We start from the raw sequence: 18,217 nt of genomic DNA, 5'->3' as shown, positions 1-18,217 counted from the left end.
CCTTACTATCAGCCCGACTTGAGGGGCTAACCCTATTTGAGCGGGCGCTGCGGTTCTCCCACCCTCTGACGACTTTCCCACGAATCCGCAACATAGCTCTCAGCGTCGGATGAGGCCAGCATACCTTTGCCCAGTACATGATCGGCACCTTTTTCGCCAATCATGATGGTGGGCGCGTTGAGGTTGCCGTTGGTTACGGTCGGCATGATCGAGGAGTCGATCACACGGAGGTTCTCGACACCCCGGACGCGGCATTCGGGATCAACCACGGCCATTTCATCGGTACCCATACGACAGCTCCCGGCAGGGTGGTAGGCCGTCTCTGCGGACTCTGCCAACCAGTTGTCGATCTCGTCGTCGGACTGTACATCCGGTCCGGGCGCAATCTCCTTTCCCCGGTAGGGATCCATCGCTTCCTGAGCGAAGATTTCACGGGTTAAATGGAGCGCGATGCGGAAATCCTGTTTGTCCTCCTCGTGCTGCAGATAGTTGAAGAACATTTCCGGTGCTTGCGCCGGATCTGCAGACTTGAGCTTGACCCAGCCGCGGCTCCTGGGTTTATTGCACCCCAAATGGACCTGGAAGCCGTGACCCTTGACCGCACTGGAGCCGTCGTAGGCAATGGCACCGGCAAGAAAGTGATATTGGATATCAGGCCATTTCAGGCCGGCCCTGGTGCGGATGTATCCGTTAGATTCAAAATGATTGGAGGCGCCAAGGCCGCGCTTGAATAGCAGCCAGTTGATGCCAATCCACGCCTTTCCAAGGGGACCCAACCACCCATTCAGCGTGATGTTCTGCTTGCATTCCTGCTGGACCCAGACTTCCAGATGGTCATGCAGGTTCTGGCCCACACCGGGTAAATCGTGCACTACCTCAATACCGTGTTCCTTGAGGTGCTCTGCCGGGCCTATGCCAGACAGCATCAGGAGTTTGGGTGAGTTGAAAGCGCTGGCCGAGAGTATTACCTCGCGCTTGGCCCGTGCGCGAAATGTCTTGTCCCCCTGGCGATACTCCACCCCTATTGCACGCTTGCCATCCATAATGACCCTGGTGGTCAGAGCGTGCATCTTCAGGGTGAGATTGTTGCGGTTGAGGGCGGGCTTGAGATAGGCGAGGGCAGTAGAACAGCGGACGCCATCACGGACTGACATATCCATTTTACCGAAGCCTTCCTGACGAAAGCCGTTGTAATCCTCGGTAAACCCGTAGCCTGCCTGCTTGCCCGCCTCGATGAAAGCGCGATAGAGCGGGTTTTGCATGTTGTTGCCGTTGCAGGTGGTGATAGGCCCCTGGTCACCGCGGTACTCATCGCCACCATAGACACAGGTCTCCGCACGCCGGAAATAGGGCAGGACATCCCGATAGCCCCAGCCGTCTGCACCGTGCTCTACCCACTCCTCATAATCACCCGCGCAGCCACGCACAAATGCCATGCCATTGATGGACGAAGATCCACCGATCACTTTTCCTCTTGCCTGATGAATCCGTCTGCCATGCAAGCCAGGCTCCGGTTCGGTGTAAAACTCCCAGTCGTATTTCGGCATGTTGAGTGGAATAGAAAATGCCGAAGGCATCTGGATAAATATAGAATTATCCTTGCCGCCAAATTCCAGCAACAACAGGCTGTTGTCCCGGTCCGCTGTCAACCGGCTGGCCAGCACCGAACCCGCTGAGCCAGCGCCGACCACGATATAGTCAAAGCTCTCGTCCAATTTTTGCTCGCTCATCGGTTGCCCCCTATGCTGGCCCCGGCTCGTTTTCTTCGCCCGGGGGGCGTGAGGAAAGTTCGCGCTTCATATGCAGGTACTGCAGGTGCGCTTCAAAGTGGTCGACAATGTCACCAATGACCTGCTCGCGTGTGTAGCCCATCAGGTCGTAGGTCAAACCACCCTCCCGAAGATGTGGTTCGAGGCGGTAATAGGTGGATCGGGGCTTCTCCGCGCGCAAGGTGAAGGCGGGCATTGAGCACTGCCGAGGCCAGACCTGGTAGGTGAAATCGACCTCCTTGCCTAGATCGACATTGAGAGACAGGTTTGGTTCGCCACCGGTTTCGCCCGATATATCGACTTCGTAACCTTTCTCGGCCAGTTCCTGTCCGACGGCTTCAAAGGCCGGGCGTACCGTTTTCTCAATAAACTGTTCTACCTGCTTGAGAGTGGGGAAGCTCATGGCTCGTGTGAGGCGCTGGGTCCAGTTACTTTGACCTTCGCGTGAAACGGTTCTGCCAGAGAGATGGCCGGAGAGTGCATCCTGCATACTGGCCGTTTTGAGTCCCTCAAGGCGAAGTGCTTTCAGTAAACCCAGCATCATCAGGATCAATACGAATGCGAATGGCAACCCCATAATCACGACTGCGCTCTGCAGTGCGGCGAGGCCGTCAGTCATCAGTAGCGCGACGGTGACGATACCGATGATGGCGGCCCAGAGAATCCGCATCCAGGGAGGGGCGTCGTGATTCGGATCCTCAAGGCGACAGGTGAGGTTTGATAGCACCAGAGAGCCGGAGTCTCCGGAAGTGACAAAGAACACAATAGAGAGAATGGTTACCACAATGGTGGTCAGTAGCGTCCAGGGCATCTGTTCCAGGAACAGATAAATTGCCGAACCTGGATTGGCCATCGCCTGTTCGCCGAACTCAGAGGCCCCGCCCAGGACCATATCGATCGCCGAGTTCCCCATAATCGACATCCAGGCCGCCATGAACATAAATGGCAGAATCAGGGTCCCAGCAACAAATGAGCGGATGGTGCGACCGCGAGAGATACGCGCCAGGAACAGGCCCACAAAGGGACCCCATGCGATCCACCAGGCCCAGAAGAAGATTGTCCAGGCATTGAGCCAGTCCTGAGGGGGATCAAAAGCGAAGGTGTTGAACGACATCTCGACAAAGTTTTGCAGGTAATCGCCCATATTGGTGACGAAGGCATCCAGCAGGAATCGCGTTTGCCCGGTGAATAGAACAAACAGCATCAACAAAATGGCCAGCAGCATGTTGAATTCGGATAGCCGACGGATACCCCGTTCCACACCTGTTGCCGCTGAAATAGCCGCAAACACCACAATCAGCAGGGCCAGCACAGACTGGGTAAACGTCCCCTCCGGCACCCCGAACATGTATTTGAGGCCGAAATTGAGCTGGATAATGCCAATGCCGAGGCTTGTTGCCACGCCAAAGACGGTGCCCAGCACTGCCGCAATATCCACAGCGTTGCCGATCGGTCCGTAAATCCTTTTGCCGAACAACGGGTATAAGGCGGAGCGAATCGTAAGGGGTAACCCATGGCGATAACTGAAGAAGGCGAGCGCCATACCGACGAGCGTATAGACGCCCCATCCCGATAGGCCCCAGTGTAGGAACGTGATCGCCATTGCCTGCCGCGCCGCCGCTTCCGTGCCCCCGTCACCAACCGGCGGCGCCATGAATTGGGTCACCGGCTCGACGATACAGTAGAAAATCAGATCAATGCCGATACCCGCAGCAAACAGCATGGCCGCCCAGGTGACAATGTTGAATTCAGGCTCGGCATGATCCGGTCCAAGTTTGATGTCTCCATAGTCGGAAAAGGCGATGAAGATAACGAAAGCAAGATAAGAGACGATGGCAAGAAAGTAGAGCCAGCCAAAGCTCCCTGAGATCCACGCCAAAACCGCGTAGATCACATTGGTGGCTTGTTCGGTGAAAATCATCGCCCAGAGGGAGAACAGCACGATGCCAATCACCGAACCATAGAACACCAATTTCTTAATTTGCGCTTCTTCAGAAGTTGCAGCGGATGACTCAGCTGAGGGTTTTGGACTATGCATGGCGGTCACATATATAAACTTGTGCCATCAGCATAGACCAGCGGGAAATGCCTTACTTCCAGCCGCTCAGCAGTGCAGGAGTGCGAGTCACCGTTTCAGATGTTCCTCATCGAGGATCGGCCGCGGGGCGCTGAAAAGCTTTAGAGACGCTATGGTGATTGGATGTGAGTCGATGGGTTTTAATTGCGGCAGATAATTAAGAAGGATTCGGGATGGGGTTAGCTTTGCCGCTTTAGCGCTAGTCTGATTGGGCCTGAGAGAGGGGAGAGGGATTGGGATCAAGGGGCAGGGGTTGGTTTCGCGGCCCTCGCTGGTCTTCGCGGGCTGTGCCCGCTCCGGCTCGAGCGGGGTTCTCATCTAAATCTACCTCCGACCACACAAAAAGAGGCCCGGCTTAAGCTGGCTTGTACCCGGGCGATTCGTCGACGGGATTAGCTTCGCTGCGCTCGCTGGTCTTCGCGGGCTGTGCCCGCTCCGACTCGAACGGGGTTCTCATCCAAATCTACCCAACCACATATAAAAAAACCCGGCATGAGCCGGGTTTCTTTATATGGCGGTGGGGCAGGGATTCGAACCCTGGGACCTGTTACAGTCAACGGTTTTCAAGACCGCCGCTTTCGACCACTCAGCCACCCCACCAATTTGTCTGGCGCATTATACCGGGACGATTTACGGGTACAAGGGCGCGGACAATTTTTTTAGCTAGTTCAATGGCTTAGCCGCATTTTTGAACAAAATGCGGCTAAGCCAGATCATCAGCCTACCTCGGCGTCGTTACCGCTGTCGTTGGCCTGCTCCGCCCGGCGGGAGACCCGCGGATCATTGGCGGGGCGTTCCAGCTGGCGCGGTGCGTGCTGGATGCCAGCGGGTTGCGCAGTATCCAGCGGGCGGAGTTCGCCGATATCGCGATGCTCGGTCACGATCGCAAGCTCCTGCAATGGCCGGGGATTTACCCGCGGATCGTTGCTGGCGCGAGTCATCGGGGCTTGCTCGGCGGCCGGAGCCTCAGCTGCGGTGGTCACAGAAGGCGCTTCCTCTGCGGCAACATCCAGAGCAAATTCCTCGGCCTCGGAAGTGGCGTAGTCCACCTTTGCCTTTTCGGCGTCCTCTCCTTTAACAGGTGCGGGCTCTTCAGCGGCAACTTCAGCAACCGCCTGTTCCGCAAGCGTCTCGCTCTCCGCTACCGGTGCCTGCTCCGCCGCTTCCGGTTCAGCTTTCGGTGCGGCTTTTTCAGCGGCTACCGGGGCCTGGACCTTCTCGGGAGTGGCAGAAGGTGCGGTCTCAGTAACCTCGGCCGGAGCAGTCGCCTCGGGGGCTGGGCGCTCTTCAGGCTGCTCTTTCTGCTGGGGCTCGACTACTTCAGCCTGCGGCTGTGCTGCGGGAGTCGGCTTGCGCTTCTTCTCAGCCTGAGGCTCTGCAGCGGCCGGCTTTGCAGTTTCCGCAGTCTCTGCGGGCACAGATGCTTCAGGGGCCTGGGTCTTGTCTTTCTGAGAGCGTTGCTTGTCAGCGGAAACCTTGGCCTCACCCTCGGCTTCGTCGATCGCCTCGTTAACCTCCTGGTTCAGCTCTTCCTGGTTCTGGGCCACGGCTGCTGCAGCGGCGTTGCCGCCCCGGCGTCCACGGCGACGGGGCTGTGGGCGGCCGCGTACATTACTGGGGCGACGCGCAGGACGCTGTTCATCAGTGGAAGACGCAACGGATTCCTCCGTAGCTTCTTCTACCACCTGGTTTTCCTGCTCGGTGGCAGTGGCCTGCTGTTCTTCCCGACGACGGCGTCCTTCTCCACCGCGACGACGGCGACGACGGCGCTGGGGACGCTCGGCACTGGTCTCGTCCCTGGACTCCTCGCGCTTGTCCTCTTTACGCTCTTCGCGCTTGTCCTGCTTGCGTTCCTCGCGTTTGTCCGCACGTTTTTCATCACGGGCCTGTTCGCGCTTGTCACCTTCCTCACGGCGACGCTGGCCACGATTGCCACGACCACCGCGGCGCTGGCCACGGTTGCGCTGCTGGTAGTTCTTGCCGCGACCCTTGGTCTTCTTGTGCTTCTTAGTGGTCTCCTCTTCGCCAGAGAACAGGGCGGCGATAGCGGCAATCAGGCGCTTGATCAGGCCGGGCTCGGCCTTTTCCTCTTCTTTTTCCTTCTTCTTCGGCTTGGCCACCGGAGTCGGAGCAGGAGCGGTGTGTGTGATCTGCTGTACAGCCGGCTGGGCGATCGGGCGCAGCGGCTCCTCTTCAGCCTTGGCGGTGGTGTCTTCGATTGTGCCGGCGATCTTGTAAGAGGTTTCCAGCGTGGCGGTGTCGTCATCACGAAGACGCTGAACCTCGAAGTGCGGCGTTTCCAGTTCCGCATTGGGCACCACGACTACACGGGTCTTGTTACGAGCTTCGATATTGGAAATCGCACCGCGCTTCTCATTGAGCAGGTAGGTCGCCACGTTCACCGGGCAGATCGCGCGAATCTCAGCACTGCGCTCTTTCTTGGCCTCTTCCTCCACCAGTCTCAGGATGGAGAGTGCGAGCGACTTGGTACCGCGAATGGTGCCCTGGCCGCTACAGCGGGGGCAGACGCGGAAGGTGGTCTCGCCAAGGGAGGGGCGCAGGCGCTGTCGCGACATCTCCAGGAGGCCGAAGCGGGAGATGCGGCCGATCTGGACGCGGGCGCGGTCCATGCTCAGGGCCTTCTCCATGCGCTTTTCGACTTCACGCTGGTTGGACTTGTTCTGCATATCGATGAAATCGATGACCACCAGGCCACCCATATCACGCAGGCGCAGCTGGCGAGCGATCTCGTCTGCCGCCTCCAGGTTGATATTGCGGGCGGTCTCCTCGATATCCCCACCTTTGGTGGCGCGGGAGGAGTTGATGTCGATGGATACCAGGGCCTCGGTCACGTCGATGACGATGGAGCCGCCGGACGGCAGCTTCACTTCGCGCTCAAAGGCGGTCTCGATCTGGCTTTCGATCTGGTAGCGATTGAAGAGCGGAATGGCGTCTTCGTAATACTTCACCTTGCTGGCGTACTGGGGCATCACCTGGCGGGCAAATTCCGCCGCCAGCTGGTAGGCACCCTTGTCATCGACGATGACCTCACCGATGTCATCGCGCATGTAATCGCGGATTGCGCGAATGATGACGTTGCTCTCCTGGAACAGGAAATGCGGCGCCTTGGAGGTGTCAGCTTCAGTTTTGATGGCATCCCAGAGCTGCAGGAGGTAATTGAGGTCCCACTGAAGCTCTTCACCGCTGCGGCCTACGCCGGCGGTACGCACGATGATACCCATGCCCGAGGGTACTTCGACCTCTGAGAGGGCATCGCGCAGATCCGAGCGCTCATCACCTTCGATGCGGCGGGAGATGCCACCGGCGCGGGGATTGTTCGGCATCAGCACCAGGTAGCGACCGGCGAGGCTGATGAATGTGGTCAGGGCCGCGCCTTTGTTGCCGCGCTCCTCTTTGTCCACCTGGACAATGACCTCCATTCCTTCCTTGACCACGTCTTTGATCTTGACGCGACCCTCGATGTCTTTGGGCTGCTTCAGGAAGTACTCGCGGGAAATTTCCTTGAGGGGGAGGAAGCCATGACGCTCCTCGCCGTAGTCGACGAAGGCAGCTTCGAGAGAGGGTTCTACGCGGGTGATCTTGCCCTTGTAGATGTTCGCCTTTTTCTGCTGGCGGGTGCGGTTTTCGATATCGAGGTCGTACAGCCACTGGCCGTCGACCAGGGCAACGCGCAACTCTTCAGGTTGAGTTGCGTTGATCAGCATTCTCTTCATGCGTGTCGTTAGTCCTTGCTTTGCGCAAAGGCAGGACACTGAAGTTCGCAGGCTCTTTGTGGCCCCGCGCACAGGCGTGGGGCGGGCAGGGACGGACTCTGAATCTCCACCCGGCGTTTGCGGGGGAGATCAGGGGCAGTCTCACTGCTTAAACTCCGGGCGCGCATAGCATCGCGAAACCCGTTGGCACCTTTAGCACCACTGTTTCAGTACTACCCGGTTTCGCTCCGGCCTCACAGAGGCGGTACTCCCGGGCGCCGCCCCGATTTCTTGGTAACTCGGGCGGCGAGGTTTACGTCTTTTCAAGGCTCTGTTCCGGCTGGCTTTTGGCCGGGCCCTCTGGTCATCTATTTTGTGTCTCCGGAAGCCGGGTTACCGATGCTTTCCGGGTTGCCAGTGCGGTCGCTGGCACATGTCGACAGAGCGGGACGTAACTGATTGAGTCTTAACTTCAAGCGCTGCGGGCTTCAGCCCGTCTTACCTTCGCATAAACACCCGCTGTTAGGCGGGACCTTGTGGCCGACGAGGTGCTCCGTAATATTCTCTAGGTGAGCGACCTGGCCGGCAGAGTTTTGTTGATGACGTGCTGGTCGCACGCACCGGCCGATTGGCGGTATTTTCTCTGGAGCGGTGCCTGTGGCTACCTCATAGTGCCGCACACCGCCGAAAACCAGCCCAATTCAGGCCGGCCGAATATAGCACGGGGGCAGGGGCGCTTCAATTGGTAGCCTGGGCCCGCTATCATTCGCCGATGCGAAGTAAACACCCCTCCGCCGATGCCTCAGGGGCCGGCAAATCTGTAGCCACTCCCACATCCGGTGCTCCCGGTGTCCAGTTTCTCACCGTGCCGGGTGAGCTGGCGGGCCAGCGGATCGACAATTTTCTCCAGGCGCGCCTGAAAGGTGTGCCGCGTTCGCGCATCTACAGGATCCTCCGCAAGGGTGAGGTGCGCGTCAATAAAGGTCGAGTGAAAGCGGAGTACAAGCTCCAGGCGGGAGATGTGGTGCGAGTGCCGCCCGTGCGGACCGCAGAGCAGGCTCCAGCGCCGGTGGCCGGGGACCAGCTGCGTCAGCTGGTGCAAGAATCCATACTCTATGATGCGAATGGGCTTCTGGTCATCAATAAGCCGGCTGGCCTGGCAGTGCATGGTGGCAGCGGCGTCCGGTTGGGCCTGATTGAGGTGCTTCGCCAGATGTTTCCTGAAAGCCAGTTCATGGAGCTGGTGCACCGGCTGGACAGGGATACCAGTGGCGCGATCATGGTGGCGCGCAAGCGCTCTGTGCTAAAGCATGTGCAGACGGAGTTGCGCGGCGGGCGCATGGAGAAATCCTACCTGGCCCTGGCTGCCGGTAAATGGCCCCGGGGGCGGCGGGTGGTAGAGGCGCCCCTGAGAAAAAACACGCTCAAGAGCGGAGAGCGTATGGTCTCTGTTGACCCGGAAGGTAAGGCCAGCGAGACGCGTTTCCAGGTGCTGGAGCGATTTTCGGGTGCGACCCTGCTCGCAGCTGAGCCGGTGACCGGGCGCACTCATCAGATCCGGGTTCACGCACAGTTTGTCGGCTGCCCGCTGGCGGGCGATGCCAAGTACACCGCTGATGATGTCAATAAGGCCTTTCGGGCTGTAGGTCTGAAGCGGCTGTTTCTTCATTCTGCCCTTGTCGGGTGTACCTTGCCCGATGGGCAGAAGGTTAAGGTGGAGGCGCCTCTCTCGGAGGAGCTGGAGCTTGTCTTGTCCAACCTGCGCTCCGGGGCTGAGCTTCCGGCACAGGCCTAGCGAGGCATTTGGAGAGGTAGGACTGAGATGCTGGTGATTCTTGATTGGGACGGTACTGTCTGTAATTCCGAGGCCCGTATTGTCTTCTGTATGCAGCGGGCTGCGGATCGCGCAGGGCTGCCGGTGCTCCACCCCGAGGCGATCGGCAACATTATTGGTCTCGGATTGCCAGAGGCGGTGAGCAGCCTCTTTCCTGAGGCGTCCATGGAGCAGCGGGACAGTATGCGCCAGTTCTATGCGGATGAGTGGCTGGCGGCGCGCTCTGAGCCCCTGCCGCTCTTCGATGGCGTGCTCGAAACTCTGGATCGCTTGCAGAGCGATGGCCATCAGTTGGCCGTGGCGACCGGGAAGAGTCGACGTGGGCTCAATCGCGAGTTCGAAGACCACGGGCTGGGTGCTCTGTTCGTTGCCAGTCGGTGTGCTGACGAGACGGCGTCAAAACCGCATCCGCGGATGTTGCGAGAGCTATTGCTGGAGACCGGGATCCCGGTAGAAGAAGCGGTGATGGTGGGCGATACGGTCTATGACCTGCAGATGGCCGCGGCTCTGGATATGGCAGCCGTAGGGGTGAGTTACGGAGTCCACCATCCCGAGCGCCTGCAGGCCTGTGGACCCAGCGCAATCATCGATCACTTTCCGGAGCTGCTTAGCTGGCCACCTCTGGTGTCCTGACGCCGGGCTGCTCTCGGTCGGTTGTCAGGGTTGCTCCAGCGGGGGCAGGCCGAACTCACTCAGTAGGCTAACCAGTCGAATTAATGGGAGTCCGATCAGTGAATTGTGGTCTGATCCTTCCATTTTCTCGAAGAGTGCGATCCCCAACCCTTCCACTTTGAACGATCCGGCACAATCAAAGGGCTGTTCCCGGTTCAGGTAGTTCAGAATCTGCTGCTCTGAGAGTTTGCGGAAGTGAACGGTAAACCGGTCCACTTCGGTGCGCTGTTGGCCGGTGGCGGTATCCAGCAGGCTTAGCCCTGTATGAAATACAACCTGTTCACCGCTGCATGCCAGTAGCTGTTCGCGGGCTGTTTCCAGGTTGCCCGGTTTGCCCAGGGCCTGCCCCTGAAGGTCCGCGACCTGGTCCGAGCCAATGATGAGCGCGTCAGGAAAGCGGGCGGCCAGTGCTTGCGCCTTTTCGCTGGCAAGGCGTCCCGCCAGCGCTTCGGGAGTCTCTCCGACCGTTGCTTCTTCATTTATATGGGGTGAGCTGCATTCAAACGGTAGCTGGAGTCGTTGCAGCAGTTGCCGGCGGTAGGGAGAACTGGAAGCTAGAATCAGTTGGCGAGGCATGGATATTCTCCTGAGGCTGGCAGCGTGGATAGGCCCGATTTCTGGCCAATGTAGCGGCGGTGGAATTGTTTTGACAAGGGTATGGCTTGTCCATAGAATTGCGCGCTTATGTCGATACCCCCAGTGTTCGCGGTGCCCTCAGAGGCGTCGCCGGCCGCTCAGAGGGGCCCTTGCCAGATGTGTTCAGGGAGGCTCTGAGAATGGCTGGAGGTGCAAGTCAGCAGGCGGATACGATTCCAAAGATCGTGGATGCCCGCAAGTTGGTACAGCGGGAGCAGGTGCTTTCCGGCACTGTGCCTGCAAGCGCCCTCGACAGGTTGCTTGCGGCAGTTGAGTCGGTTGACGGCGATGTGCGCGCGGAACTGACTTTCGGCCGTGACCTGAATCGTCATATGGCAGTTGAAGGCAAGGTCAGTTGCAACGTGCAGTTGCTCTGTCAGCGATGCCTGCAGCCCATGCCAGAGTCGGTTGAGGCTGGCGTGCACTGGGGAATTGTATGGTCTGAGGAGCAGGGTAAATCACTGCCCAAGGATCTGGACCCTGTGATACAGGATGGCGATGAGCTCAACCTGTACCAGGTCCTGGAAGATGAGATTTTGCTCAACCTGCCCATGGTGGCTTATCACGACGAGGAATGTGTCGCGCGCGACAAGTTCCAGTTCGCTGACAAGTCCGAAGAGCAGGGAGAGCAGCGGGAAAACCCCTTTAAAGTGCTGGAACAGTTGAAGGGTTCGTCGGATAAATCCTAGTGGTTGCCGACGGGTTGGGCTCGCCGGTAGGCGCCCCGGTTCCAGTGTAATTTGGTTATTTTAGGAGCAAGCCATGGCTGTTCAGCAAAACAAAAAGACTCGTTCCCGTCGCGGCATGCGTCGTTCTCACGACGCCCTGGGCGCAGGTGCGACTCTGTCCGTCGATCCGACTACTGGCGAGAAGCATCGTCGTCACCACGTGACCAAAGACGGTTTCTACCGTGGTCGCAAGGTGATCGAAGTCGGCGGCTCTGAAGAAGAGTAAAGTTTGTCCAGCCAATTACGATTGGCCGTGGATGCGATGGGCGGGGACTTAGGTCCCCGCTCTGTCGTTCCGGCCTGCATAAGATTCCTTCAACGATTCCCCCTGGCGAGTCTGAAGCTCTACGGACCAGCACCTCAGCTTCAGGATCTTCTCCGCGAATTCCACTCCACCTCTGTCGCTGACCGTCTAGAGGTCGTTCCCTGTGAGCAGGTTGTCACCCAGGAGTGCAACCCGGTTCATGCGCTACGTAGAAAGCGTGACTCTTCCATGGCCTGTGCGCTGAAAGCCGTTGCCGATGGCGAAGCAGATGCGATGGTTACATCGGGCAACACCGGTGCACTACTTGCGCTCAGTCGCAGCATCCTTGGAACCATTGAGGGTGTGCGTCGCCCGGCGCTGGGCAAATCACTGCCCGCTGAGGCTGGCTCCTGTTTTCTGTTGGACCTGGGTGCGAATATTGACTGTTCGGCCGAGGACCTGGTCCAGTTCGCGCGAATGGGAGTCGAGGCCCAGCGCGTCCATACCGGAAAGCGGCAGTTGAAAGTGGCGCTGCTCAATATTGGTGCGGAGCCACATAAGGGCACCGAAGAGATCCGGCGTGCTGCGGAGCTTTTTGAATCCGAGTCGAGCATTGACTACTTTGGCTTTGTCGAGGGGCACGATATTTTCACCGGCGTTGCCGATGTCGTCGTCTGTGATGGGCTGATGGGGAATGTCGCCATGAAGTCCGCAGAGGGCGTGATCCGACTCATGGGTCAAAAAGCGTTCACGATTGAGCGCAAGAATCCATTCAAGCGTTTTTTTGGCCAATTGGCCATAAAACTGTTGCGAAAATGGCGTACACAGGTGGAACCCGCCCGCTATAATGGCGCCAGCTTTTTGGGGGTAAAAGGCAACGTAATCAAGAGCCACGGGGGCGCCAGTAGTGAGGCGTTTTACCGGGCCATGATTACTGCCAAAGAGTGTGCCGAGGCGGACCTCGCCGGCCGATTGAGTCGGGCCCTGGCGCCGTAAGTAGGCCACGGCCCCGTTTCGCCAACCAGGTTAAAGGATGTTCCATGACCAGTGCACGGCTCGCATTCGTTTTCCCCGGTCAGGGTTCGCAGCAGATAGGTATGCTTGCGGACGCGGCCGCTGAGTTTCCTGAAGTCCAGCAGACTTTTTCCGAAGCCTCAGATGTTCTCGGCTACGACCTCTGGGATTTAAGCCAGAATGGCGAGCAGGCGGACATCAACCTTACTGAGCGCACCCAACCCCTTCTTCTTACCGCCAGTGTGGCGCTGTATCGCGTGTGGGTAGCCCGCGGTGGGGCAGTCCCCGCCCGAATGGCCGGTCACAGTCTCGGAGAGTGGTCCGCGCTGGTATGTGCCGGGGTGCTCGACTTCTCCGATGCGGTGCGCCTTGTTCGTGAACGCGGGCGCTTGATGCAGGAGGCGGTGCCTGCGGGCGAGGGCGCGATGGCCGCGGTCATCGGCCTGGATGACGCAGCCGTAGAGGCCGCCTGCCGTGAGTCTGCCCAGGGTGAAGTAGTTGCGGCAGTCAACTATAACTCTCCGGGTCAGGTCGTGATTGCCGGTAGCAGTGCTGCAGTTGAGCGGGCGATTGAAGCCTGTAAGGCGGCAGGAGCCAAGAGAGCGATGCCGCTGCCGGTCAGCGCCCCCTTCCATACGGAGTTGATGCGCCCGGCGGCAGAAAAGCTCGCACCTCAGATTGATGCGACAGAGTTCCGCACACCGGAAGTACCGGTTGTGCACAATGTGCATGCCAAAACAGAATCCGACCCGGCGGCAATCAAGCAGTTGATGGTTGAGCAGATTTACAGCCCCGTTCGTTGGACTTCCTGTGTCCAGTCGATGGCGGCGGACGGCATTGAGATCCTCGTTGAGTGTGGGCCGGGCAAAGTCCTGGCGGGCCTCGCCAAGCGAATTGATCGTCAGCTCAGCAGCCACAATATTGAGGCGCCGGCCCAGCTGCAGGAAGCCCTGCAGACGATTGCACAGTAATCCCAGTAAACGGGAGCGAGAGACAGAATGACACTAAATACTTCTTTAAAAGACCGGGTAGCTCTGGTCACTGGCGCCAGCCGTGGTATCGGCGCTGCAATTGCCGATATGCTGGGAGAGCAGGGCGCCATCGTAATTGGCACTGCAACCAGCGAAGGTGGGGCGGAAAAGATCAGCCAGCGCTTTGCCGAAAAAGGCATTGCAGGTAGCGGTAAGGTGCTGGATGTCACCAGTGCAGATAGCGTGGCCGGCCTGCTGGAAAGCGTGAAAGCTGAGTTTGGTGCACCGACAATTCTCGTCAACAACGCCGGCATCACCAAAGATAACCTGCTGATGCGCATGAAAGATGATGAGTGGGCGTCTGTTCTGGAGACTAACCTGACCGCTGTGTACCGCGTCAGCAAAGCCTGCCTGCGAGACATGACCAAGGCGCGCTGGGGTCGCATCATTAATATCAGTTCCGTGGTTGGCAGTATGGGCAACCCGGGCCAGAGCAACTACGCTGCCACCAAGGCGGGTGTTGCAGGCTTTGGCCGCTCACTGGCTGCAGAGGTAGGCTCACGGGGCATCACCGTCAATACCGTTGCCCCGGGCTTTATCGATACCGATATGACCAAGGTTTTACCGGAAGCCCAGCGAGAAGCCCTGATGGGCAAAATTCCTCTCGGTCGCCTTGGAGCCCCCGAGGAGATCGCATCCGTTGTCGCTTTTTTGGCCAGTGAGGCAGGCGGTTACGTGACCGGTGAGACCATTCATGTGAATGGCGGGATGTATATGGGCTGAGAACAGCTCTAAAAAGCTGATCTAAGTCACTGATTATTAAAGATTTTATAGAATTGCAGATGGCCGTGTGAGGCGGTGCATTACATCCCGAAAAAATCAGGGTACAATGCCGCCTCGCATTATCCGGAAGCTGTGTGAGCCGGTCGTTTACTTTTTTGTTAAAAACAGTAAGAAAGCAGTAGCGACCACAACAGATTTTTATCCACTAGGAGTTAAATTGAATCATGAGCAGCATTGAAGAGCGCGTAAAAAAGATCGTTGCTGAACAGCTGGGCGTTAAGGAAGAAGACGTAAAACCTGAAGCCTCTTTTGTTGAAGATCTGGGCGCTGACTCCCTCGACACAGTTGAGTTGGTAATGGCTCTCGAAGAGGAATTCGAAACCGAAATTCCCGACGAAGAAGCTGAAAAAATTACAACTGTCCAGCTGGCTATCGATTACATCAAGGAAAACCTTGGTTAATCCCAGCTGGGAAGTTTAGGTTACGGGTCGACGCACTGTGCCCGAAACCATGTGTACTGCGAGAGCCGTCCTATGTTGCATAGAACGGCTTTCGTTTTATTAGCGCCAAGGAAAAGTGACTGCACTTCGGCGCAAGGTCCGGCAGTGCCGGGCCAAAGGTGCAGCGCACAGTAGATATTCGGGGGAAGACGAGTGTCGCGTAGAAGAGTAGTCGTTACCGGAATGGGAATGGTGAGCCCGCTGGGCAACACCGTAGATGAAACCTGGTCCGGAATCCTCGCGGGCACCAGCGGTGCCGCACCGATTGATAAGTTTGATGTCTCTGCCTTTTCCACCCGCTTTGCGGCGATGGTGAAAGACTTTGATCCGACGCCGTACATGGCGGCCAAAGACGCCCGCAAGATGGATATGTTCTTGCAGTATGGAATGGTCGCGGCCATTCAGGCGGTAGAGGACAGCGGCCTGGAAGTGACTGAGGACAATGCGCCCCGTGTTGGTGCCTGCATCGGTTCCGGCATGGGCGGAATTGCGGCGATCGAGGAAAATGCGATGCTGATCGCAGAGAGGGGCCCACGCAGGGTGTCTCCCTTCTTTGTCCCTGGGGCCATTATCAATATGGTTGCCGGCAACATTTCCATTAAATATGGAATGAAAGGCCCGAACCTTTCCACGACGACGGCCTGTACCACCGGCACCCATGCCGTTGGCCTCGGCTTGCGGGCAATTCAATACGGCGATGCTGACGTTATGGTCTGCGGTGGCGCTGAGATGGTAACCACCCCCGTGGGACTCGGCGGTTTCTGTGCCGCTCGCGCACTCTCTACCCGCAATGACGACCCCAAGACTGCCAGCCGGCCGTGGGATCAGGATCGAGATGGGTTTGTTCTCGGTGAGGGCGCAGGTGTCCTCGTGTTGGAGGAGTATGAACACGCGAAGGCCCGCGGTGCGACGATTCTGGCAGAGCTCGCAGGCTTTGGTATGAGTGGCGACGCTCACCATATGACCTCTCCCCCCGAGGACGGGGCTGGTGCAGCTCTGTCTATGCGCAATGCGCTAAACGACGCTCAGCTGGGCCCTGAAGGAGTTCAGTACATCAATGCCCACGGCACCTCAACGCCGCTCGGAGACAAGGCGGAGATCCAGGCAGTGCGATCTGTGTTTGGCGACAATGCCGAAGGCATTGCTGTGAGCTCCACCAAGTCCATGACCGGTCATCTGCTGGGTGCGGCGGGAGCCATTGAGGCAATTTTCTCCGTTCTGGCGATCCGCGATCAGGTAGCGCCGCCCACGATCAATCTGGAAAATCCGGATTCGGCGTGCGCTGGTATCAACCTGGTACCGGGTGAGGCCCAGAAGCTGTCCATCGATGCTGTATTGTCGAACTCGTTCGGCTTCGGTGGCACCAACGGCTCTCTGATCTTCAAGCGCGTTTAACGCACCGAGCGCCCGTCATTCGCGACGGGCGCTTGTCTTTGGCATTTCCAGATGGATCTCCCCCTGCTAGTCATCAATGGCCAGGCCTCTGGCTCCCTTCCCGATGATGCGCAGATTACCCATGGTCTTCTCGAAACCATGCGTGGCGCACGCGGCAGTGTGCCCCTGTGGCCCTATCATCGTGCGCGCCTCATGCGGAGTAACCGGGTGTCGGTGTCCGTTCTAGACCGTATCGGACGCTTTCTTGGTAAAGCGCTCGGGTCCCTGAGCCACCACGAGCTCAGGTTGCGCCTGCGCGTCGGCCTCTTTGATGGCTGCCCCTACTGGGACCTGCGGGCAGAACCTTTAGTGGCTCCCGCAGGTCTAGGTAAGGGCGTGACCCTGTATCTTTGTGAGACACGACTCCCCTGTGGCGAAAGTGCCAATGCGGGCTGCAAAGAGCTGGCCCGGTCGCGATATAATCGCGCCATGGAGGAGTTGCCCTTTAATGATCTCCTCCACGATGGATTGCTGCTGGATGACCGGGGGCTACTTGTAGAGACGCTGCGCTGTAATCTGCTGCTCTGGCAGGATGGTCGCTGGGTCACGCCCGACCTTGCACACTGTGGTGTCCGTGGAGTCATGCGGGATTGGCTCAGGGAAAGGGTGGCCATTGTCGAGACCTCTCTCGACCTGGAAAGCCTTGAGGCGGCGCAAGAGGTTGCGATCTGCAACAGTGTTCGCGGTGTGATTCCCGTGCGGGCGCTCAACGGGTCGCACAAATGGGCGGTTGGGCAGCAAACATCTCGTTTACAGAATTTGGTGGTTGAAGAGCTGTGGTAGATAAGAAAAAAGGCAAACAGAAAAAGCGGCCCTGGCGTTTCCTGCTCGCAGGCTCAGTTCTGCTTCTGGTCACCGTTGGCATTGCCTCGCTGGGGGCTCAGAAAAGTCTCGTTCAGCCTCTGGCAGTGGAAGAGGGTGGGCTGCGGTTTCAGGTAGAAACCGGCAGTAACCTTTCCAGGGTATTGCGGCAACTGCAGTCGGAGGGGGTGGTGAAGTGGCCGCGACTGGTACTTCTCTACGCATACTGGCAGGACAAGACTGGCATTCACGCCGGAGAGTATCTGTTGCCCAAGGGCACGAATGCCATGGACCTGGTGGACCGTCTTCACCGGGGTGACGTGACCCGTTATCGGTTGACGCTGGTTGAGGGCTGGACGGCGCGGCAGGCTCTGGACCAGATCCGCGCCGGCCGCAATGTCGTGCAAACGGATGCCGGCGGGTCAACGGAGAGCGCCCTGGAGGCCCTGGGGCTTGATGCGCCCAGTCTCGAGGGCTGGATATTTCCGGATACCTATATTTACCGCTCAGGCACCACGGATATTGAGCTGCTGAAGCAGGCGCATGAGCGCATGCGCAGGGTGCTTGAAGATGAGTGGGAGCAGCGCAGCGATGCGCTGCCCTTTGACACTCCGGAGGAGGCGCTGATTCTGGCCTCACTGGTCGAGAAGGAAACCGGTCAGCCGTCAGAGCGGGATGAAATCGCCGGTGTCTTTGTTCGCAGGCTGCAACGCGGTATGCGGCTGCAGACAGATCCAACGGTGATCTACGGGCTTGGTGAGGACTTTGACGGTGACTTGCGGCGTTCCCATCTCCGTCAGGCCACGCCCTATAACACCTATGTCATCAACGGGCTGCCGCCGACTCCCATCGCACTGCCGGGCCGGGAGGCTATCCGGGCAGCGCTGAACCCGAAGGATGGTGACAGCCTGTACTTTGTGGCCAAGGGGAACGGTTACCATCATTTCTCTTCGACCCTGGCTGAGCACAACCGCGCAGTCCGTGAGTACCAGTTGAAGCGCCGCGCGGATTATCGCTCGAGCCCAGGGAAAGAGAACTGAG

The 18,217-nt window shown here is 58.4% G+C and carries 15 protein-coding genes and 1 tRNA gene; 11 read left to right on the top strand and 5 right to left on the bottom strand.

Features of this window, described 5'->3' with window-relative positions:
* Positions 1-32: 32 nt before the first annotated feature.
* The 4 genes from betA to rne form a co-directional block, all read right to left on the bottom strand.
* Positions 33-1,730: a choline dehydrogenase gene (betA, locus tag AUP74_RS13120; RefSeq protein ID WP_069947965.1), complete on the bottom strand. Its 1,698-nt coding sequence runs from the start codon at positions 1,728-1,730 to the stop codon at positions 33-35.
* A 10-nt stretch (positions 1,731-1,740) separates the two neighbouring features.
* Positions 1,741-3,807: a choline BCCT transporter BetT gene (gene betT, locus AUP74_RS13115; protein ID WP_069947964.1), complete on the bottom strand. Its 2,067-nt coding sequence runs from the start codon at positions 3,805-3,807 to the stop codon at positions 1,741-1,743.
* A 551-nt stretch (positions 3,808-4,358) separates the two neighbouring features.
* Positions 4,359-4,446: transfer RNA gene (locus tag AUP74_RS13110), tRNA-Ser, on the bottom strand.
* Between the two features lie 116 nt (positions 4,447-4,562).
* Entirely contained in the window at positions 4,563-7,580 is a 3,018-nt protein-coding gene (rne, locus tag AUP74_RS13105) for a ribonuclease E (protein ID WP_069947963.1), read from the bottom strand.
* Between the two features lie 751 nt (positions 7,581-8,331).
* On the opposite strand from rne, the gene rluC reads away from it, so the two are divergent.
* Positions 8,332-9,354: a 23S rRNA pseudouridine(955/2504/2580) synthase RluC gene (gene rluC, locus AUP74_RS13100; RefSeq protein ID WP_069948891.1), complete on the top strand. Its 1,023-nt coding sequence runs from the start codon at positions 8,332-8,334 to the stop codon at positions 9,352-9,354.
* A 27-nt stretch (positions 9,355-9,381) separates the two neighbouring features.
* Positions 9,382-10,026: an HAD-IA family hydrolase gene (locus AUP74_RS13095; protein ID WP_069947962.1), complete on the top strand. Its 645-nt coding sequence runs from the start codon at positions 9,382-9,384 to the stop codon at positions 10,024-10,026.
* A 24-nt stretch (positions 10,027-10,050) separates the two neighbouring features.
* On the opposite strand, the gene AUP74_RS13090 is transcribed toward AUP74_RS13095, so the two are convergent.
* Positions 10,051-10,641: a Maf family protein gene (locus tag AUP74_RS13090; RefSeq protein ID WP_069947961.1), complete on the bottom strand. Its 591-nt coding sequence runs from the start codon at positions 10,639-10,641 to the stop codon at positions 10,051-10,053.
* Between the two features lie 200 nt (positions 10,642-10,841).
* Between AUP74_RS13090 and AUP74_RS13085 the strand changes: the two genes are divergently transcribed.
* From AUP74_RS13085 to mltG, 9 genes are all read left to right on the top strand, one after another.
* The gene (locus tag AUP74_RS13085) at positions 10,842-11,390 is read left to right on the top strand and encodes a YceD family protein (RefSeq protein ID WP_069947960.1); all 549 of its coding nucleotides are present in this window, start codon (positions 10,842-10,844) and stop codon (positions 11,388-11,390) included.
* 73 nt (positions 11,391-11,463) lie between these two features.
* Entirely contained in the window at positions 11,464-11,655 is a 192-nt protein-coding gene (rpmF, locus tag AUP74_RS13080) for a 50S ribosomal protein L32 (RefSeq protein WP_069947959.1), read from the top strand.
* 27 nt (positions 11,656-11,682) lie between these two features.
* Positions 11,683-12,669: a phosphate acyltransferase PlsX gene (gene plsX, locus AUP74_RS13075; RefSeq protein WP_226999945.1), complete on the top strand. Its 987-nt coding sequence runs from the start codon at positions 11,683-11,685 to the stop codon at positions 12,667-12,669.
* 44 nt (positions 12,670-12,713) lie between these two features.
* On the top strand, positions 12,714-13,658 hold the full coding sequence (gene fabD / locus AUP74_RS13070; RefSeq protein WP_069947958.1) for an ACP S-malonyltransferase: 945 nt from the start codon (positions 12,714-12,716) through the stop codon (positions 13,656-13,658).
* A gap of 27 nt (positions 13,659-13,685) precedes the next feature.
* Positions 13,686-14,441 (top strand): 3-oxoacyl-ACP reductase FabG, encoded by a 756-nt coding sequence (fabG, locus tag AUP74_RS13065; protein WP_069947957.1) that lies wholly within the window; start codon positions 13,686-13,688, stop codon positions 14,439-14,441.
* A gap of 224 nt (positions 14,442-14,665) precedes the next feature.
* A complete protein-coding gene (gene acpP, locus AUP74_RS13060) occupies positions 14,666-14,902 on the top strand; it encodes an acyl carrier protein (protein ID WP_067080870.1) in 237 nt (78 codons plus the stop codon).
* A 192-nt stretch (positions 14,903-15,094) separates the two neighbouring features.
* Complete coding sequence (gene fabF / locus AUP74_RS13055) at positions 15,095-16,336, top strand: beta-ketoacyl-ACP synthase II (protein ID WP_069947956.1); 1,242 nt, start codon at positions 15,095-15,097, stop codon at positions 16,334-16,336.
* 51 nt (positions 16,337-16,387) lie between these two features.
* Complete coding sequence (locus tag AUP74_RS13050) at positions 16,388-17,158, top strand: aminotransferase class IV (protein ID WP_069947955.1); 771 nt, start codon at positions 16,388-16,390, stop codon at positions 17,156-17,158.
* Positions 17,152-18,216: an endolytic transglycosylase MltG gene (mltG, locus tag AUP74_RS13045; RefSeq protein ID WP_226999792.1), complete on the top strand. Its 1,065-nt coding sequence runs from the start codon at positions 17,152-17,154 to the stop codon at positions 18,214-18,216. Before AUP74_RS13050 ends, mltG begins: the two co-directional genes overlap by 7 nt.
* Position 18,217 lies beyond the last annotated feature (1 nt).

The sequence above is a fragment of the Microbulbifer aggregans genome (assembly GCF_001750105.1).
GTDB lineage: Bacteria > Pseudomonadota > Gammaproteobacteria > Pseudomonadales > Cellvibrionaceae > Microbulbifer > Microbulbifer aggregans.
This window is presented reverse-complemented; position numbering and strand designations above follow the sequence as displayed.

What these genes read in the sequence shown, in the direction of transcription:
- betA (WP_069947965.1), bottom strand. Translation starts at nt 1,730, where the DNA reads ATGAGCGAGCAAAAATTGGACGAGAGCTTTGACTATATCGTGGTCGGC.
- betT (WP_069947964.1), bottom strand. Translation starts at nt 3,807, where the DNA reads ATGCATAGTCCAAAACCCTCAGCTGAGTCATCCGCTGCAACTTCTGAA.
- rne (WP_069947963.1), bottom strand. Translation starts at nt 7,580, where the DNA reads ATGAAGAGAATGCTGATCAACGCAACTCAACCTGAAGAGTTGCGCGTT.
- rluC (WP_069948891.1), top strand. Translation starts at nt 8,332, where the DNA reads ATGCGAAGTAAACACCCCTCCGCCGATGCCTCAGGGGCCGGCAAATCT.
- AUP74_RS13095 (WP_069947962.1), top strand. Translation starts at nt 9,382, where the DNA reads ATGCTGGTGATTCTTGATTGGGACGGTACTGTCTGTAATTCCGAGGCC.
- AUP74_RS13090 (WP_069947961.1), bottom strand. Translation starts at nt 10,641, where the DNA reads ATGCCTCGCCAACTGATTCTAGCTTCCAGTTCTCCCTACCGCCGGCAA.
- AUP74_RS13085 (WP_069947960.1), top strand. Translation starts at nt 10,842, where the DNA reads ATGGCTGGAGGTGCAAGTCAGCAGGCGGATACGATTCCAAAGATCGTG.
- rpmF (WP_069947959.1), top strand. Translation starts at nt 11,464, where the DNA reads ATGGCTGTTCAGCAAAACAAAAAGACTCGTTCCCGTCGCGGCATGCGT.
- fabD (WP_069947958.1), top strand. Translation starts at nt 12,714, where the DNA reads ATGACCAGTGCACGGCTCGCATTCGTTTTCCCCGGTCAGGGTTCGCAG.
- fabG (WP_069947957.1), top strand. Translation starts at nt 13,686, where the DNA reads ATGACACTAAATACTTCTTTAAAAGACCGGGTAGCTCTGGTCACTGGC.
- acpP (WP_067080870.1), top strand. Translation starts at nt 14,666, where the DNA reads ATGAGCAGCATTGAAGAGCGCGTAAAAAAGATCGTTGCTGAACAGCTG.
- AUP74_RS13050 (WP_069947955.1), top strand. Translation starts at nt 16,388, where the DNA reads ATGGATCTCCCCCTGCTAGTCATCAATGGCCAGGCCTCTGGCTCCCTT.